Below are 18,154 nucleotides of genomic sequence, written 5' to 3'. Positions count from 1 at the left end.
AAGGTCAGTGTTATATAGTCGCGTACCAACCGAGTTCAGGAGAGTTTCCATGCGTATCGCTTCCCGTGTTATCGGCGGTGTTTTAGCCGTCACCCTGTTGAGCCAACTCACCGCCTGCGGTTCGATTTTCTACCCGGACCGCCGTGGCCAGATCGAAGGCAAAATCGACCCGACCATCGCCGTGCTCGATGCCGTAGGCCTGCTGTTTTATGTGATCCCAGGCCTGATTGCGTTTGGCGTCGACTTCGCCACCGGCGCGATTTATTTCGAGCCGGGCAAGACCGCCCAAGTCGCGCCGGAAAAACTCCACGAAGCCATCGGCGCCGACGGCCAGGTCGACAACGCCAAGCTGCAATCGATCATCCAGAAAGAAACCGGCCACAGCTTGCCGCTGGACGACCCGCGCCTGATCCAGTTCAAGGGCAGCGTGCAGCAACTCGCCACCCTGGGCCTGCAACCTGCCGCGTAAGGACTGCTTATGACCAGCAGTCCCGAACACGCCAGGCTCCTGCGCCTGGCCACCCGCGCCTCTGTCGGTGTGGCCTGTGTGCTGATCATTACCAAGGCGATCGCCTGGTGGTTCAGCGGCTCGGTGAGCATGCTCGCCGGGCTGACCGACTCGCTGCTCGATGGCGTGACCTCGTTGCTGAACCTGCTGGCGGTGCATTACGCGCTACGCCCGGCGGACGATGACCACCGCTATGGCCACGGCAAGGCGGAGTCACTGGCGGGCATGGCCCAGGCGTTGTTTATTGGTGGCAGTGCGGTGTTGATCGCGCTGCAAGCCTACGAGCGGTTGCACAACCCGCAACCGGTCGGTGCGCCGTGGTTGAGCATCGGGGTGATCGTATTTTCGCTGGTGCTGACCGTTGCGCTGCTGATGCTGCAACACCGGGTAATCCGCGAAACCGGTTCCAACGCCGTGCGCGCGGACTCGCTGCACTATCGCTCGGACCTGCTGCTCAACGGCAGCATCCTGGTGGCGCTGGTACTGGCCGCCATCGGTTTGCATCAGGTGGACGCCTGGTTCGGCCTGGGCATCGCGGCTTATATTTTGTGGAGCGCGATCCACATCGCCAAGGAAAGCTTCGCGGTGCTGATGGATGAGGAACTGCCGCCGGACGTAAGCCAGCACATGCTCGAACTGGCCCGTGGCGTGCCGGGGGTATTGGGTGCCCATGACTTGCGCACGCGCGTGTCGGGCAACCATTGGTTTGTGCAACTGCACCTGGAGTTGCCGGGCGAGTTGACGCTGTCTGTGGCCCATGGCATCAGCGACCAGGCCGCCGATGCCATTCACAACGCCTACCCGCGCGCCGAAGTGCTGGTACACGCCGACCCACGGGAAGTGGTCACCGGCAACAAGGCTTAATACTGCACCTGGTAACCGCGACTGCTCAGGCAGTTACCCTGGCCTGGCGGTAGGTTTGCACCACCGCCGGGTCCGGGGCGTACGTGGCGGCCTGCGGGTCGAAACCGCTTTGCTGCACGGCCCAGCGATAACAGTCGTAACCGTCCTGCTGCACTTGGGCCGGTGACTGGCCGTTGGCGGGATAAGCCACCACGTCATAGCCGTTGCCTTGCGGCGCGGGCGGTGCCGACGGCACTTGCGCCGGCGGTTGCACCACCACGTATTGCTGGGAGCTTTCTTCGTAGGCGTAGTAGGCACCCGCGGCAAGAAACAACAACGAGCCCCCCACCCACACTTCACGCGCATAGTCCGGCAGGTAATGCACGCGGATGCCATAGGGCGGCGCCACTACGACGTAGCGCGGCCCCTGTGGACGGTACCAGTAGCCGCCGGAAAAAAAGTAGTCCTGCCCGCGATACGGCACGCGGAAATTGCGCTCGGGGAAACGATCCACCACATAGCCGGGCCGATACTGCGGGCCCGGCCCCCAGCCATTGCCATGACCGTCGGGGCGACCGGGCCAGCGATGGTCATCGGGGCGGCCATTGTTGAAACCGCCGCCGTTATTGCCGGGGCGCTGGCCAGGGCCGCCAGCCTCCCAATGTCGGTTGTCGTCATTGCGCCGGGGGATGTCGCGGTAGTAACCCTGGCGCGGCTCCTGGGTCTGACGCACGGTGTCGGGCCGGCTCTGGATCGGCAGGTTGTTCGACGGTTGCGGTTGCGGTGCCGGCCGGCTCGGCTCATTGCCTTGCGGGCGACCTTGCCACTGGCCGGCGCGTTCACCGTGAGGGTTCTGCGGGCGTGGCTGATTGTTCTCGGGGCGCGGCGGCGCGTTTTCCGGCCGTCGCCCGCCTTCGGGACCTCGCTCATGCTGGCCCTGCGGCCCTTGGCCCTCGCGAGGTGCGTTATCGCGCTCATCGGCCATTACCTGCGCGCCGACGCTGACCACCAGCAAACCAACACCTGCCATACGCCAGATGCGCTTCATGCTTTTCCTCACTGCGGGTTAGGGCTTACAGATGAGACTGGAAAAGCCTCGCCCGGTTCTGAGACAGGTTATCAGTCACGAGAAGTATTTTCTTAAGGCAAAAGAAAAGGGGCGACCCGTCGGCCACCCCTTGAGAACTTCGTCCATGCTCAACGCTTTTGACGTTGGCTCACCTCACGCCGTCTGGTGGACAGTGTGCAGCCTGGAGGCCGGCTCAACCCTGCTGGGGTGGCGGCCGCAGCGGGCCTGATTGGGCGCGCTGCGTGGACTGTTGTCCAGGCGGTGATTCTGTTGATAAAGATACCCGCCCGCGCCCGACAGAGGATTGCGAAGATTGCGTCAATAAACAGTGCTTGCGCAATTTTTAACCCTTCATGGATAATTCATCGCAATAGTTACGACAAAGGCTAACCCAATGAGCAAGCTTGACCGATACGATCTGAGTATTTTGGCGGAATTGCAGCGCGACGCGAGGATCTCCAACCAGGAGTTGGCCGAACGCATCGGCCTGTCACCGTCGCCCTGCTCGCGCCGGGTCAAGCAACTGGAGGACGACGGCTACATCGCCCGCCAGGTCGCCCTGCTCGACCGCAAGATGCTCGGCCTGAGCCTCACGGCTTATGTGCTGATCGGCATGGACCGGCACACTCCCGAGCGTTTCGAGAACTTCGAAGCGGCCATCCGCACCCTGCCCCAGGTGTTGGAGTGCAGCCTGGTGACCGGCATGGATGCGGACTATCAACTGAAGGTGGTGGTCCCGGACATGGATCACTACCAGAAACTGCTGCTGGGCCACCTCACGCGGATTGAGGGGGTGACCAGCGTGCGGTCGAGCTTTGTGCTCAACCAGGTGCTCAACAGTACCGAGCTTCCCCTGACCCACCTGCGCACCTAAGATCAGTGAAGGTCAAATGTGGGAGGGGCTTGCCCCCTCCCACATTTGGATTGCGCTTCGATCCAGATCAATGTTGCGCCTGTAGCGCTGCCCTATACTTGCCGCCTGCCCCAACGGAATAGCCCATGGACAACATCGACCCCGCCCTCTTCGAAGAATGGATGATGACCGGCCTGGTCACGATCCTGATCATTTTCATGGGTTTTATCGTCTGGGACCTGGCGAAGAAGTCCAAGGCCGGGCGCTTTGGTTCGTTCATCCTGTTTTTTGTGCTGGGGCTGGGCGTGGCCGCGTTTATCATCAAGAGCGTGGTGATCGGCCTGATCGAGTCCGGCGCCTTATAAGCGCGCCGGCACGGCTTTCCATTGGCCCTGATCGAGGCCTTCGATCGACCAATCGCCAATGCGCACGCGCACCAGGCGTAACGTCGGCAACCCTACCGCCGCCGTCATACGCCGCACCTGACGGTTGCGCCCCTCGCGAATCACCAGCTCCAGCCAATGGGTCGGCACGCTTTTACGAAAGCGCACCGGCGGGTTGCGTGGCCATAACTGGGGCTCTTCCAATGGCCGCGCTTCGGCGGGCAAGGTCATGCCGTCATTGAGCTGCACGCCGTCGCGCAGGCGTTGCAATTGTTCTTCCGTCGGCTCGCCCTCGACTTGCACCCAGTAGGTTTTCGCCAACTTGTGCTTGGGGTCGGCAATACGCGCCTGCAACTGGCCATCGTTGGTCAGCAACAACAGGCCTTCACTGTCACGGTCCAGACGGCCCGCCGGGTAGATGCCGGGAATATCGATGAAATCCTTGAGAGTCGCCCGCCCGCCTTCGTCGCTGAACTGGGTCAGCACATCGAAAGGCTTGTTGAACAGGATCAGCTTGGGCTCGGCCGGCGGCGCCTTGGCGACACGACGAGCAGCGGAGTGCGGAGGTTTCACGCCAGGGCGGCGCGAATCAGGGCGAGCAGGACGGGACATGGCAAAGGAACATCTAACGGTCAGGGCCGACAATGCTAGTGGCCTGACCGTTAAATAACCATCCCAACCGCTTAGCGGAACGGGGGCTCGTCGAAGCTGCGCAGTTTGCGCGAATGCAGCGAGTTGAGTTCGGTGCGCAACAGGTCCACCGCTTCAATGCCGATCTTCAAGTGCTGGCTCACCGCACGCTCATAGAACGCGTTGGCCGAACCCGGCAGCTTGATCTCGCTGTGCAACGGTTTATCCGAGACACACAGCAACGTGCCGTACGGCACACGCAAACGATAGCCCTGCGCGGCGATGGTGCCGCTTTCCATGTCCACGGCCACGGCGCGGGACAGGTTGATCAGCGGCCGTTCCTGGGCCCAGCGCAGTTCCCAATTGCGGTCGTCGTAGGTCAGCACGGTGCCGGTGCGCAGACGTTTTTTCAGCTCTTCACCTTTTTCGCCGGTGACATTCGCCGCCGCCTGCTGCAACGCCATCTGCACTTCGGCCAGGGCCGGGATCGGAATGTTCGGCGGCACCACGCGGTCGAGGATTCCGTCGCGGCGCATATAAGCGTGGGCCAGTACGTAGTCACCGATGGTCTGGGATTGGCGCAGGCCGCCACAGTGGCCGATCATCAGCCAGCAATGTGGGCGCAGCACGGCGAGGTGGTCGGTGATGTTCTTGGCGTTGGACGGGCCTACGCCGATGTTCACCAGGGTCACGCCGTGGCCATCAGTGGCCTGCAGGTGATAGGCCGGCATTTGGTAGCGGTGCCAGACCACGCCGGCGGCGATGGCCGACGCTTCGCCGTGGTCCATGCTCTTGTCGATCACCACGTTGCCCGGCAACACCATGCGGATAAACCGCGGGTCGCTGCGCAGTTGCTCCAGGCCATGCAGGATGAACTGGTCGACATAGCGGTGGTAGTTGGTCAGCAGGATCCACGGTTGCACATGGCGCCAGTCGCTGCCGGTGTAGTGCACCAGGCGGCGCAGGGAAAAGTCCACGCGCGCCGCATCGAACAACGCCAGCGGCAGGGGGTCGGTGTTTTCCCAGTCATAGAGGCCATCGGCGATGCCATCGGTGGCGGCCGACAAGTCGGTGCTGGGGAACACGCGGGCCAGGGTCGCAGCGGTCACGCCGGAACCGGCCAGTTCGTCGCCCTGCTCCACCACGTACGGGTAGGGAATGTTCTGCTGGCTGACGCCCACTTCGACCGTCACGGTGAAGTCGTGCATCAATGGCACCAGTTGCTCCAGCAAATATTTACGGAACGCCGACGGATGGGTGACGGTAACGCTGTAGGTGCCCGGCAATTGCACCTTGGCATATGCCCGGGTGGTCTGTGGGACTTCGCCGTGGCAGTGGTAGGTCAAACGCAGTTCCGGGTAGCGAAACAGTGCGCGTTGCGCGGCGTCGGGTTCGACGCGGTCCTTGAGATATTGCTTGAGGGCCTGGTTGAGCGCGCCGGTGGCCCGCTCATGCAGAGCGGCCAGCCGGTCCACGGCTTCTTCGGCGGTTTGAACGACAACAAAAGCTTCGGTCACGGTAAGCATCCTGTGTTCTGACGTGCAGGCCTTTATCTTGCCTGTATCCAGGGCTCACCGAAACAGCAGAGTTGGAATGCAATCCAATGTGGACCGTGTTTACATAGGTGAATGAGGGGTTGAGCGGGCGACGATGGCTGCCACATCCACACCACGCGGCAACGCCCCATACACCCGCCCGGACGACTCGCCCAACCGACTGGCAATAAACCCATCACTGACCGCCGCATTCCCGGCTTCCAGCAACAACTTGGCCTGCAACGCCACGGCAATATCCTCGGTCAGTTGGCGTGCACGGTATTGAATATCCTGAGTGTCCATAAACGCCGACTTGAGCTGCTCGATACGCCGCGCCAGTTGCCTGTCGCCGTGTCCATCACCAAGCTCGACAAACAACACCTCCAGCACGCCCGGCTCTTTCGACAGCGCACGCAACACGTCCAGGCACTGCACATTGCCGGAACCTTCCCACGTGGAATTCACCGGCGCCTCACGGTAGAGGCGCGGCAGGATGCTGTCCTCCACGTAGCCGGCACCGCCCATGCATTCGGCAGCTTCGTTGATCATCGCCGGCGCGCGCTTGCAGATCCAATACTTGCCCACCGCCGTCACCAACCGGGCGAACTTGGCTTCCCGCTCATCGCCCAAGTGGTCCAGGGCGCGCCCCATGCGCATGCTCAAGGCCAGCGAGGCCTCGCTTTCCAACGCCAGGTCGGCGAGCACGTTTTGCATCAGCGGTTGTTCGCTGAGCACGCGCCCGCTGACCGAGCGGTGGGCACAATGATGGCTGGCCTGGGTCAACGCCTGGCGCATCAAGGCGCTGGAGCCGACCATGCAATCGAAGCGGGTCATGGCGACCATCTCGATGATGGTGGGTACGCCACGGCCTTCTTCACCCACCATCCAGGCCAGTGCGCCACGCAATTCCACCTCGCTGGAAGCATTGGAGCAATTGCCGAGCTTGTTTTTCAGGCGTTGGATGTAGAACTCGTTGCGAGTGTCATCCGGACGCTGCCTGGGCAGTAGGAAACAGGTAAGGCCCTTGTCGGTCTGCGCCAGGGTCAGGAACGCATCGCACATCGGCGCCGAGCAAAACCACTTATGGCCAACCAGTTCATAGGCTTGCCCAGGGCCGCTCGCGCCTACCGGATAGGCGCGGGTGGTGTTGGCGCGCACGTCGGTGCCGCCCTGTTTCTCGGTCATGGCCATGCCGATGGTGGCGCCCGGTTTGTGGGCGATGCCGACGTTGCGCGGGTCGTATTCGGTGCTGAGGACTTTTGGCAGCCAGGTCTTCGCCAGGTCCGGTTGCAGGCGCAGCGCCGGGACGCAGGCGAAGGTCATGGTCAGCGGGCAACCGGTGCCGGCTTCGGCCTGGCTGTGCAGATACGTCAGGGCGGCGCGAGCCACGTGGGCGCCGGATTGCGGATGGGCCCAGGGCAGCGACGGCAGGCCGTGTTCGACGGCGGTGCGCATCAGCTCGTGGTAGGCCGGATGAAACTCCACCAGGTCAATGCGATGGCCATAGCGGTCATGGCTGCTGAACACCGGCTTGTACTGATTCGCCAGGAACCCGGCCGCCATCAACGGCCCACCGGCCAGCGCACCGTAGGCATTGATGCGTGGCTCTGCCCAGCCGGCACCAAAGCGGCGCGACCAGTCTTGCAAGGGCAGATCGATGCGGTACAGGTTGGTGCCGTCCAGGGACGGCGGCTGGTTGGTGACGTCGTGGGTTTCGGCAAACGGGTGCGGGTGCATGACGGGCCTCCTGGAAAAAAGGCCGCGTTTGGATGGGGCCTGAAGGTCAGTTAAGCACCGTAACCTGGCTTAAAAAAGTGGCATACCCGCCGAATTGACGGCGCTTTCACCCTCCATTACAGCCAGAACCCGGCGCTCCAGTACCCTCTGCAACGCGTCGAAGCGTACGGGTTTGGCGAGGCGCTCGGAGATGCCGATGCCCTCGCAGTGCTCACGCTCAGCCACGTTCAGCGATGGGCTCACAGCGATCACCGGCAGCTCGCCGCAGCCCGGCAGTGCACGGATCTGGCAGCACAACGAGAAATCACCTTCAGGCATATCCAACAGCACGCCGTCGAAATTGCCCGCCTGCAACGCCCCTAAAGCACTCGGGCCGCTGTCCACGGTTTTCACCCGGTAACCAAGCTTGAGCAACATGCCGCGCACCACCAGTTGCCCGACACTGTTGTCATCCACCAACAGCACCGTGCACTCCTGGGGCGAGCGCTGGTGATCGGGCGCGGGTTTAGGCTCGGACGCCACCGGGCTGACGCACAGGTCCAACTGGAACCGGCTGCCTTTGCGCGGTTCGGAGTGATGGGTGAGCCGCCCGCCCAACAACTCGATCAGTTGCCGGCAGATGGCCAGGCCGATACCTAGGCCACCGTATTCGCGGGTAGTGGAACCATCAAGCTGGAAGAAGCGCTGATACAGCGTGGCCTCGTCGAGAAAGGCAAAACCGATACCGGTGTCCGTGACGATAAAGCTCAGGCGCAAGCCGCCATCACTCTCCGGCACGCCCACCACACGCAGGCGCACGGCACCTTGGTGGGTGAACTTGAAGGCGTTGTCCAGCAGGCAGTCCAGACACTGAAGCAGCTTGTCGGCGTCACCGCGCACGCGGTCCGGCAGTTCATCGGCCACGTCGATGGAAAACGCCAGGCCTTTGCTCTGGGCGCTGGCATTGAATTGCTGGCGCAGGCTGTCGAGCACGCCGCGCAGGCTGAACACCTGAGGCTGGGCACTCAAGCGCCCGGCCTGCAATTCGGTCAGGGTGAGGATGCCGTTGACCATGCGCATCATGTCCCGCGCCGAACCGGCGGCGGTTTGCTGGTACTGCGCCAGGTCGCTGTCCAGGGGCACGGTTTGCATCAGCTCCAACGAGCCGATCACCCCGTTCATCGGCGTGCGCAGTTCGTGGGTCAGGGTGGCGAGGAATTCATCCTTGAGCCGGTTGCTGCGCGCCAACTGTTGGTTGAGCACTTCGAGCTTCTGGCTCGCGTCGAGCAGAATCTGCGCCTGTTGTTCACGCATTGCGTTGATGCGGTCGGCCAGGGCCAGGGAAAGCAGCGCCACTTCAATCGCCGAGCCGATCTGGCTGGCGTACATCGTCAGGAACACATTAGGCAGGTAGCCCAGCACCATCAGTGTGTTCACCACCCCGCCCAGCAGGAACGCCGACCAGGCGATGATGAAATAGCGCGCCACCCGCTGGCCGCAGTACCAGGCATTGATGGCGGCCACAAAAATGCTCAGGGTGAAGACCAGCGCCAGGCCCGTAGCCAGGCGCAGCGCCAGTGCGTAGCTGGTCATTAGCGACAGCAACATCACCACCGCGCCGCAGGCCACCAGCGCCAGCAGCAGGCGGTTGATCCAGCGACTGTGTTGCGCGGTGTGCAGGAAACTGCGCGCAAACAGGCTGCCAAACAGCGCCGATGCACCGATCAGAAAAGGCGTCGCGGCATTCGCCCACCAGGGGTTGTTCGGCCAGAAGTACTCCACCGCCGCGCCGTTGACCGACAACTGGTACATGCCGAACGAGGCGATATAGAAGATGTAATAGAGGTAGCTGGTGTCGCGCACGCTGAGGTAGATAAACAGGTTGTACACCAGCATTCCCAGCAGCACGCCATAGATCAGGCCCAGGACGTAAAGGCGCAACGGCTGTTGCTCAAGGTACGCCGTGCTGGACCAGAGGGTCAGCGGCGCCTGGATCGAGCCTTCGCTTTGCAGGCGCAGGTAAACGGTTTTCGCCTCGCCGGGGGTGAAGTCGAGCTTGAACAGGTAGTTGTTCTGGCGAATCTCACGGGCCGAAAACGGCAACGCATCCCCGGTGCGCCCGGCCAGGCGATAGGTGCCGGTGCTGTCGGGCTGGTACAGGTCGAGGTGGTCCAGCGGCGGGTAAGCCAGTTCCAGCAACCAGGTGCGCTGGGCCTCGCGGTTCTGAGGCAGATAGTGCAGGTCGACCTTGAGCCAGAACACCGAGCGCGAGTAGCCGGCATTGAGCGTGTCTTTATCGTGGGGCTTGAACTGCCGGGCGGCGGAAGGTGCGCTGACCTGGGCAATGGTGAGGGCATCGGTCGGGTCTTCGAGCACTTGCATGGCTCGGCCCAGCGGCAGGCTGCGCGTGTCCTGGTTGAACTCGATGGCGCTGGCGAGCATCGGTAGCCCGCACAACAATAAAATCAGCAAATAGCGCATAGAGCCCCAGCGTGGCCTGTCCGGTCGTGTCAAAAGCCCCCATTCCTTTTGAGCAGACGTACACCGGCAATACAGTTAAGTTGTTTGGATCCACTCTAGCATAGCCGGCAAAGGCCATTGGACACCATTGAAGATTTCCCACAAAGGCTCTAGTACAAGGCTTACAGAGCGCTGTAACGATTAATTGCGCATCCAAAAGCACTATTTCCCGTCAAAAATCCCCCTTCGCCCGACAGCCACGCAAAAAGCGTTTGGTGGTAAGCTCGCGCACCATGAATATCTACAGCTCTCGCCCTGTTGTTCTCTGTCTCTCCGGCCATGATCCCAGTGGTGGCGCCGGCTTGCAGGCAGATATCGAAGCCCTGCTCGCGCAGGGTTGCCACGCGGCTCCGGCCGTCACCGCGCTGACCGTGCAGAACACCGTCAATGTCAGCGATTTCCGCGTGCTCGACCGCGAGTGGGTGCTGGCCCAGGCCAATGCCGTGCTCGGCGACTCCGAAGTGGCGGCGGTCAAGCTGGGCATGCTCGGCTCCACCGCGATGGTCGACACCGTGGTCGAACTGCTGCAGGCGCACCCGCACCTGCCGGTGGTATGCGACCCAGTGCTGCGGGCCGGCGGCGGCGGCAGCCTGGGCAAGGATGAAGTGGGTTACGCCATGCGCGAGCGGCTGCTGCCCTTGTCGCTGATCGCCACGCCCAACCTGCCCGAAGCGCGCATCCTTGCCGAACTGCCGCACGGCACGGCGGACGAATGCGCCGACAAGCTGCTGCCGTTTATCAAGCACCTGTTGATCACCGGTGGCCATGGCGATGAGCATGAAGTGCATAACCGCTTGTACAGCCGCGATGGCACGCGCCAGACCTTTACCTGCCAGCGCCTGCCGGGCAGCTATCACGGTTCGGGCTGCACGTTGGCCAGCGCCCTGGCCGGGCGGATCGCCCAGGGCGAAAGCCTGGCCAGCGCGGTGCAATCGGCGCTCAACTACACTTGGCGCACCCTGCGTGACGCCGAGCAACTCGGGCAGGGCCAATTTGTACCGCGCCGCCTGCCACTGGATTTCTGCTCCTGATACCGAGAGGCCTGCACGATGAAATTACGTGGCCTTTACGCCATTACCGACAGCCAACTGTTGGCCGGCAAATTCCTCGCCTACGTCGAAGCGGCGCTGGAAGGTGGCGTGACCCTGCTGCAATACCGCGACAAAAGCAGCGATGACGCCCGGCGCCTGCGTGAAGCGCAAAAGCTCAAGGAGTTGTGCGCGCGCTATAAAACCCAGCTGATCATCAACGACGACGCCGAATTGGCCGCGCGCCTGGGCGTCGGCGTGCATCTGGGCCAGACCGACGGCCCATTGACGCCAGCCCGTGCGCTGCTCGGGTCCAAGGCGATCATTGGTGCCACCTGTCATAGCCGGATCGAACTAGCCGAGCAGGCCGCACAGGAAGGCGCCAGTTATGTCGCCTTCGGTCGCTTCTTCAATTCCACGACCAAGCCCGGCGCCCCGGCCGCCACCGTTGAAATGCTGGCCGATGCGCGCAAGCGCCTGCACCTGCCGATCTGCGTGATCGGCGGCGTCACCCTGGAGAACGCCGAACCCCTGGTGGCCCACGGCGCCGACCTGCTCGCGGCGGTGCACGGCCTATTCGGTGCCGACACCACCCAGGAAGTGACGCGCCGCGCCCGCGCCTTTAACGACCTTCTTAAATATTCAGTTTAGAGAGCCCGCACATGTCACGTTCCGAAACCCTGTTTGCCAATGCCCAGAAGCACATCCCCGGCGGTGTGAACTCGCCCGTGCGTGCGTTCAAAAGCGTCGGCGGCACGCCGTTGTTCTTCAAACATGCCGAAGGCGCCTACGTCACCGACGAAGACGACAAACGCTATGTGGACTACGTGGGTTCCTGGGGCCCGATGATCCTGGGCCACAGCCACCCGGACGTGCTCGATGCGGTGCGCAAACAGTTGGAACACGGTTTGTCCTATGGCGCGCCGACTGCCATGGAAACCGAAATGGCTGACCTGGTGTGCTCAATCGTGCCGTCGATGGAAATGGTGCGCATGGTCAGCTCCGGCACCGAAGCCACCATGAGCGCGATCCGCCTGGCGCGCGGTTTCACCGGCCGCGACAGCATCATCAAGTTCGAAGGCTGCTACCACGGTCACTCCGACAGCCTGCTGGTCAAAGCCGGCTCCGGCGCGCTGACGCAGGGCGTGCCAAGCTCGGCCGGCGTGCCGGCGGCGTTCGCCAAACACACCCTGACCCTGCCCTTCAACGACATCGGCGCCGTCGAGCAGATGCTCAGCGAAGTGGGCCAGGAGGTGGCGTGCATCATCGTCGAGCCGGTAGCCGGCAACATGAACTGCGTACCGCCGGCGCCGGGCTTCCTCGAAGGCCTGCGCGCGCAGTGCGACAAGTATGGCGTGGTGCTGATTTTCGACGAAGTGATGACCGGTTTTCGTGTTGCCCTCGGCGGCGCCCAGGCGCACTACGGCGTCACGCCGGACCTGAGCACCTTCGGCAAGATCATCGGCGGCGGCATGCCGGTCGGCTGCTTCGGCGGCAAGCGCGACATCATGCAGCACATCGCGCCGCTGGGCCCGGTCTACCAGGCCGGCACCCTGTCCGGTAACCCGTTGGCCATGGCCGCCGGCCTGACCACCCTGCGCCTGATCAGCCGCCCGGGCTTCCATGCCGAGCTGACCGACTACACCACGCGCCTGCTCGACGGCCTGCAACTACGTGCGGATGCAGCCGGTATCCCGTTCGTCACGACCCAGGCCGGCGGTATGTTCGGCCTGTACTTCAGCGGCGCCGACGATATCGTCACGTTCGATGACGTAATGGCCAGCGACGCCGGCCTGTTCAAGCGCTTCTTCCACCTGATGCTGGAAGGCGGTGTGTACCTGGCACCAAGCGCCTTTGAAGCAGGCTTTACGTCAATCGCCCATGGTGATGCCGAGTTGAAACTGACTCTGGATGCCGCTGAACGCGCGTTCGCAGCCCTGAAATAAACAGCCGCGCAGGTTTGACACCGCCCATGCGGTGTCAAATTTGCTACCTTGCTTACAGATATTTCCCTATTTGTCTGAGAATTCACCTGTAATCCGGCAGATAACTTGCCTGACCAGCAGAAAAACGAGTAAAGACTTTGTAAGCAGGGGCCTGCTTATTTCATAATGCGCGCTTATTGGACCCTACGAGGGTCCGCGTGCCCCGTCAGAGGTAAGTCGATTCCCATGAAACGCACCGGCCGCACCCTGGTTCTGGGCTGCCTGTTGCTCCTTCAGCCGCTGCTGGCACATGCACAAGCAGGCGGCAACTCGTTGTTAATCCCAGCGATGGGTCGTTGCACCCTCAATACCCAGCCGGACAGCCAGGCCGAAGCCCTGAGCGCGTGCCAGAAGCAGGCCGACGGTGGGGATGCGCAGGCGCAATACGAGTTGGGCGAGTACTACCACGACAGCAAAAACCCCGCCCGTGACCTTAACAAGGCCTTGAGTTACTTCGAGAAAGCCTCGTTGCAGGGCCACGCCCAGGCACAGTTCCAGCTCGGCACCATGTTCTTCAAAGGTGAAGGCGTACCGGCCAATAACGTTCAGGCGTACATCGTGCTGAAAATGGCCGCGGTCAACGGCGCCGAAGACGCGCTGGACACCGCCGACGAGGTCGCCGAGCACATGCAACGCGATGAACTGGAAGTGGCGACCCAGGTGCTGGGGCAGATTTTCCGCAACTACCTGCAGGAATTGCAGAGCGCCGATGGGCGCTCGCCCTTCTCGCCCCTGCCCTGACCCACCAGCCTTACTTCTCAGGCATCGGCATCGGAAACGGCATGACATTGCTCACGCCCCGCGCCTCGCTGATTTTCGGCGTGCCCAGGCGCTCCACTTCGTCGATGCGCACAATTGAATGCATCGGCACAAAACTGCGCACAACGCCTTCGAACTGAGCCTTGAGCTTTTCTTCGCCCGGGTCGACGACCAACTGGGTGCGCTCGCCAAAGACGAACTCTTCCACCTCCAGGAAGCCCCACAGATCACTTTGATAGATCTGCTTGGCGTACATTTCGAACACCTGGCCCTGGTTGAGGAAAATCACCTTGTAGATTGGAGCTTCACGTTTGGTCATGGTGGGCGAATAACACATCGGGGATATAAAAGAGGGCGCGAACTATAGCATGGCACCCGATGCACAACGCTAGGAACCAATGGGCATGCCCCCTATAATGCGCGGTTCTTTACCACCAGTTGACGATTCCCATGGCCAAGAAGCTTTATATCGAAACCCACGGTTGCCAAATGAACGAGTACGACAGCTCGCGCATGGTTGATCTGCTGGGCGAACACCAGGCCCTGGAAGTCACCGCCCGCGCCGAAGATGCCGACGTGATCCTGCTCAATACCTGCTCGATCCGCGAACGGGCCCAGGACCGTGTGTACTCGCAACTGGGTCGCTGGCGTGAACTGAAACTGGCCAACCCGGACATGGTGATCGCTGTCGGCGGTTGCGTGGCCAGCCAGGAAGGCGCCGCCATCCGCGATCGCGCCCCCTACGTAGATGTGGTGTTCGGCCCGCAAACCCTGCACCGCCTGCCGGAAATGATCGACGCCGCCCGCGTTACCAAGCTGCCGCAGGTTGACGTCTCGTTCCCCGAAATCGAAAAATTCGACCATTTGCCCGAGCCACGCATCGACGGGCCAAGCGCCTATGTGTCGGTCATGGAAGGTTGCAGCAAGTACTGCACGTTCTGCGTGGTGCCCTACACCCGTGGCGAAGAAGTCAGCCGGCCGTTTGACGACGTGCTGTCGGAAATCATCCACCTGGCCGAAAACGGCGTGCGCGAGGTGACCCTGCTCGGCCAGAACGTCAACGGCTATCGTGGCCAGACCCATGACGGGCGCCTGGCCGACCTGGCGGAACTGATCCGCGTGGTGGCGGCGGTGGACGGTATCGAACGCATTCGCTACACCACCTCGCACCCGCTGGAGTTCTCCGACAGCCTGATCCAGGCTCACGCCGAGGTACCGGAACTGGTCAAGCACCTGCACTTGCCGGTGCAATCGGGTTCGGACCGCATTCTGTCGGCGATGAAGCGCAACCACACGGCCTTGGAATACAAATCCAAACTGCGCAAGTTACGCGCAGCGGTGCCGGGCATCTGCATCAGTTCGGACTTTATCGTCGGCTTCCCCGGCGAAACCGAGAAAGACTTCCAGCAAACCATGAAGCTGATCGAAGACGTTGGTTTCGACTTTTCCTACTCGTTCGTCTACAGCCAGCGCCCAGGCACACCGGCGGCCGACCTGCTGGACGAAACACCGGAGGCGCTGAAGAAGGAACGGCTAAATGCGCTGCAACATCGCTTGAACCAGCAGGGCTTCGAGATCAGCCGACAAATGGTCGGTTCGATCCAGCGCATTCTGGTGACCGATTACTCCAAAAAAGACCCCGGTGAATTGCAGGGCCGCACCGAGAACAATCGCATCGTCAATTTCCGCTGCGACAACCCGACCTTGATCGGCCAGTTTGCCGATGTGCATATCGATGCGGCGCAACCGCACTCGTTGCGCGGCTCGCTGGTGCAATAAATGTGATCCAGTGTGGCAGGGGGCTTGCTCCCGATAGCGGTGTGTCAGTATCAAATGTACTGACTGACCCATTGCTATCGGGAGCAAGCCCCCTCCCACATTGGAACCGTGCAGCTTGCGATGACGTAAGTGCTTTCGCACCCGCGCCACTGGCGTTATTCTCTCTTTCACATCAACAGCCAAAGGGCGGCTAAAAGCGACCTTGAACGCACCCATAGTAGAACCCCATCGTTTTCTCCTCGAGCCGTTTGAGGCTCGCCGTTTCGCCAATCTGTGCGGACAGTTCGACGAGCACCTGCGTCTGATCGAACAACGCCTGAGCATCGAGATCCGCAACCGCGGCAATCAGTTCGAGCTTATTGGTGAACCCCAACACACCACGTCCGCAGAGAACCTGCTGCGTCGTCTCTATCGCGAGACCAAAGGCAGTGAACTGTCGCCGGAAACGGTGCACTTGTACCTGCAAGAGTCCGCCGTGGAAGACCTGGCCAACAATCCCGTGGCCGAAGCCAGCGTGGCCCTGCGCACCAAAAAAGGCATGATTCGCCCTCGCGGCTTGAATCAGCAGCGCTACGTCAAGGAAATTCTCGGCAACGACATCAACTTCGGCATCGGCCCGGCCGGTACCGGCAAGACCTACTTGGCCGTGGCCTGCGCGGTCGATGCCCTGGAGCGCGAGCAAGTACGCCGCATCCTGCTGGTGCGCCCAGCGGTTGAAGCCGGTGAAAAGCTCGGTTTCCTGCCCGGCGACCTGGCCCAGAAGATCGACCCGTACCTGCGCCCGCTCTACGACGCGCTCTACGAGATGCTCGGCTTCGAATACGTGGCCAAGCTGATCGAGCGCCAGGTGATCGAGATCGCCCCGCTCGCCTACATGCGCGGCCGTACGCTGAACAACAGCTTCATCATCCTCGACGAAAGCCAGAACACCACCGTCGAGCAGATGAAGATGTTCCTGACCCGCATCGGTTTCGGCTCCACTGCCGTGATCACCGGCGACATCACCCAGGTCGACCTGCCCAAGGGCACCAAGTCGGGCCTGGGCCAGGTGATCGAGGTGCTCAAGGACGTGCCGGGCATCAGCTTTACGCACTTCATGCCCAAGGACGTGGTGCGCCACCCGTTGGTGCAGCGCATCGTCGAGGCCTACGAGCGCTTCGAACACCGTGATGACGGGCTGTCAAAGGACGTTCGCCGCGATGCTTGAGCTAGACCTGCAACTGGCCAGCGACGCGCCCGCCCCCAGCGAAGCGCAGTTTCGCCAATGGTGCGAGCTGGCCCTGCGCCAGCGCAGCGCCGACTCGGAACTGACCATCCGCCTGGTGGACGAGCCCGAAGGCCGCGAACTGAACCACACCTGGCGCCAGAAGGACTACGCGACCAACGTGCTGTCCTTCCCCGCCGACGTACCCGATGAGTTACTGGACATTCCCTTGCTGGGCGATCTGGTGATCTGCGTCGCGGTCGTCGAGCGTGAGGCGAAGGAGCAAAACAAGGAACTTGAAGCCCACTGGGCTCATCTAGTCATTCACGGTTGCTTGCATCTCTTGGGTTACGACCATATAGACGATGAGGAAGCCGAGGAAATGGAAGCACTGGAACGAACGTTGCTTGCAGAACTGGGTCATCCCGACCCGTATGCAGCTGACGAAGCTTGAACATCACCTACTAACTGTAACGATAAAGGATTCAGAGTAATCGCTATGAGCGAAGACCGATCGAGCAACGGGCAGAAGTCGTGGCTGGGTAAACTGACCCAGGCTTTTGCCCACGAGCCGAAAAACCGCCAGGAGCTGCTGGAGCTGCTGCGCGAGGCCCATCAGAACAAGTTGCTGGACAGCGAAGCGCTGGCCATCGTCGAAGGCGCCATCCAGGTGGCTGACCTGCAAGTGCGTGACATCATGGTCCCGCGCTCGCAGATGATCAGCATCAAGGCGACCCAGACTCCACGGGAGTTCCTCCCGGCCGTGATCGACTCGGCGCACTCGCGCTACCCGGTCATTGGTGAAAGCCATGACGACGTCATGGGTGTCCTGCTGGCCAAGGACCTGCTGCCGCTGATCCTCAAGGAGAACGGTGACAGCTTCAACATCAAGGACCTGCTGCGTCCGGCCACGTTCGTCCCCGAATCCAAGCGCCTGAATGTGCTGCTGCGCGAATTTCGCGCCAACCACAATCACATGGCCATTGTGATCGACGAATACGGCGGCGTGGCGGGCCTGGTGACCATCGAAGACGTGCTGGAACAGATCGTCGGCGACATCGAAGACGAACACGACGTCGAAGAAGACAGCTACATCAAGCCGCTGCCCAGCGGTGACTTCCTGATCAAGGCGCTGACGCCGATCGAGAACTTCAACGAGTTCTTCGACAGCGAATTCTCCGACGATGAGTTCGACACCGTTGGCGGCCTGGTGATGAATGCGTTTGGCCATCTGCCCAAGCGTAACGAAACCACCGAGATCGGCGCCTATCGCTTCCGCATCCTGAATGCGGACAGCCGCAGGATCCACTTGATTCGCCTGACACCTATTGCCCGCTAAGGA

The 18,154-nt window shown here is 61.9% G+C and carries 17 protein-coding genes and 1 pseudogene; 12 read left to right on the top strand and 6 right to left on the bottom strand.

The genetic code is table 11. The features are described 5' to 3' along the window. The first annotated feature begins 49 nt into the window (after nucleotides 1-49). Nucleotides 50-469, top strand: a complete 420-nt coding sequence (locus tag AB4O23_RS07740; RefSeq protein ID WP_017528910.1) for a hypothetical protein — start codon at nucleotides 50-52, stop codon at nucleotides 467-469. 9 nt (nucleotides 470-478) lie between these two features. Next, entirely contained in the window at nucleotides 479-1,372 is an 894-nt protein-coding gene (locus tag AB4O23_RS07735) for a cation diffusion facilitator family transporter (protein ID WP_017528911.1), read from the top strand. Here AB4O23_RS07735 and AB4O23_RS07730 read toward each other — a convergent pair. Then, nucleotides 1,369-2,399, bottom strand: a pseudogene (locus AB4O23_RS07730) (DUF6515 family protein). The gene AB4O23_RS07735 and the pseudogene AB4O23_RS07730 overlap by 4 nt on opposite strands. 415 nt (nucleotides 2,400-2,814) lie before the next feature. Here AB4O23_RS07730 and AB4O23_RS07725 point away from each other — a divergent pair. Next, nucleotides 2,815-3,294: an Lrp/AsnC family transcriptional regulator gene (locus AB4O23_RS07725; protein WP_003194418.1), complete on the top strand. Its 480-nt coding sequence runs from the start codon at nucleotides 2,815-2,817 to the stop codon at nucleotides 3,292-3,294. A gap of 134 nt (nucleotides 3,295-3,428) precedes the next feature. Next, nucleotides 3,429-3,638, top strand: a complete 210-nt coding sequence (locus AB4O23_RS07720; protein WP_025999909.1) for a DUF2788 domain-containing protein — start codon at nucleotides 3,429-3,431, stop codon at nucleotides 3,636-3,638. Here AB4O23_RS07720 and AB4O23_RS07715 read toward each other — a convergent pair. The 4 genes from AB4O23_RS07715 to AB4O23_RS07700 form a co-directional block, all read right to left on the bottom strand. Then, nucleotides 3,633-4,268, bottom strand: coding sequence for a pseudouridine synthase (locus AB4O23_RS07715; protein WP_017528914.1), 636 nt, complete (start codon nucleotides 4,266-4,268; stop codon nucleotides 3,633-3,635). The two genes, AB4O23_RS07720 and AB4O23_RS07715, sit on opposite strands and share 6 nt — an antisense overlap. Nucleotides 4,269-4,339: 71 nt before the next feature. Next, nucleotides 4,340-5,812: an AMP nucleosidase gene (gene amn, locus AB4O23_RS07710; RefSeq protein ID WP_003176267.1), complete on the bottom strand. Its 1,473-nt coding sequence runs from the start codon at nucleotides 5,810-5,812 to the stop codon at nucleotides 4,340-4,342. A gap of 90 nt (nucleotides 5,813-5,902) precedes the next feature. Continuing rightward, a complete protein-coding gene (locus tag AB4O23_RS07705) occupies nucleotides 5,903-7,558 on the bottom strand; it encodes an acyl-CoA dehydrogenase family protein (protein ID WP_065876741.1) in 1,656 nt (551 codons plus the stop codon). Nucleotides 7,559-7,627: 69 nt separating this feature from the next. Next, on the bottom strand, nucleotides 7,628-10,018 hold the full coding sequence (locus AB4O23_RS07700; RefSeq protein WP_068935241.1) for a hybrid sensor histidine kinase/response regulator: 2,391 nt from the start codon (nucleotides 10,016-10,018) through the stop codon (nucleotides 7,628-7,630). 272 nt (nucleotides 10,019-10,290) lie between these two features. Here AB4O23_RS07700 and AB4O23_RS07695 point away from each other — a divergent pair, with 272 nt between their 5' ends. From AB4O23_RS07695 to AB4O23_RS07680, 4 genes are all read left to right on the top strand, one after another. After that, nucleotides 10,291-11,088 (top strand): hydroxymethylpyrimidine/phosphomethylpyrimidine kinase, encoded by a 798-nt coding sequence (locus AB4O23_RS07695; RefSeq protein ID WP_017528918.1) that lies wholly within the window; start codon nucleotides 10,291-10,293, stop codon nucleotides 11,086-11,088. A gap of 18 nt (nucleotides 11,089-11,106) precedes the next feature. Then, nucleotides 11,107-11,736, top strand: coding sequence for a thiamine phosphate synthase (thiE, locus tag AB4O23_RS07690; RefSeq protein ID WP_065876739.1), 630 nt, complete (start codon nucleotides 11,107-11,109; stop codon nucleotides 11,734-11,736). Between the two features lie 11 nt (nucleotides 11,737-11,747). Next, the gene (gene hemL / locus AB4O23_RS07685; protein ID WP_065876738.1) at nucleotides 11,748-13,031 is read left to right on the top strand and encodes a glutamate-1-semialdehyde 2,1-aminomutase; all 1,284 of its coding nucleotides are present in this window, start codon (nucleotides 11,748-11,750) and stop codon (nucleotides 13,029-13,031) included. Between the two features lie 225 nt (nucleotides 13,032-13,256). After that, entirely contained in the window at nucleotides 13,257-13,811 is a 555-nt protein-coding gene (locus AB4O23_RS07680) for a tetratricopeptide repeat protein (RefSeq protein WP_017528921.1), read from the top strand. A gap of 10 nt (nucleotides 13,812-13,821) precedes the next feature. Here AB4O23_RS07680 and AB4O23_RS07675 read toward each other — a convergent pair whose 3' ends face one another. Then, nucleotides 13,822-14,148, bottom strand: coding sequence for a DUF1820 family protein (locus tag AB4O23_RS07675; RefSeq protein WP_003236992.1), 327 nt, complete (start codon nucleotides 14,146-14,148; stop codon nucleotides 13,822-13,824). 131 nt (nucleotides 14,149-14,279) lie between these two features. Between AB4O23_RS07675 and miaB the strand changes: the two genes are divergently transcribed. From miaB to AB4O23_RS07655, 4 genes are all read left to right on the top strand, one after another. Further along, entirely contained in the window at nucleotides 14,280-15,608 is a 1,329-nt protein-coding gene (miaB, locus tag AB4O23_RS07670) for a tRNA (N6-isopentenyl adenosine(37)-C2)-methylthiotransferase MiaB (RefSeq protein WP_017528923.1), read from the top strand. 202 nt (nucleotides 15,609-15,810) lie between these two features. After that, a complete protein-coding gene (locus tag AB4O23_RS07665) occupies nucleotides 15,811-16,815 on the top strand; it encodes a PhoH family protein (RefSeq protein ID WP_003176276.1) in 1,005 nt (334 codons plus the stop codon). Continuing rightward, nucleotides 16,808-17,266 carry an rRNA maturation RNase YbeY gene (ybeY, locus tag AB4O23_RS07660; RefSeq protein WP_017528924.1) on the top strand — a complete coding sequence of 153 codons (459 nt, stop codon included), beginning with the start codon at nucleotides 16,808-16,810 and terminating at the stop codon, nucleotides 17,264-17,266. The genes AB4O23_RS07665 and ybeY overlap by 8 nt, the downstream gene beginning before the upstream one ends. Nucleotides 17,267-17,311: 45 nt before the next feature. Further along, on the top strand, nucleotides 17,312-18,151 hold the full coding sequence (locus AB4O23_RS07655; protein ID WP_017528925.1) for an HlyC/CorC family transporter: 840 nt from the start codon (nucleotides 17,312-17,314) through the stop codon (nucleotides 18,149-18,151). Nucleotides 18,152-18,154 lie beyond the last annotated feature (3 nt).

It is taken from the genome of Pseudomonas sp. H2_A10, assembly GCF_054680085.1.
This window is presented reverse-complemented; position numbering and strand designations above follow the sequence as displayed.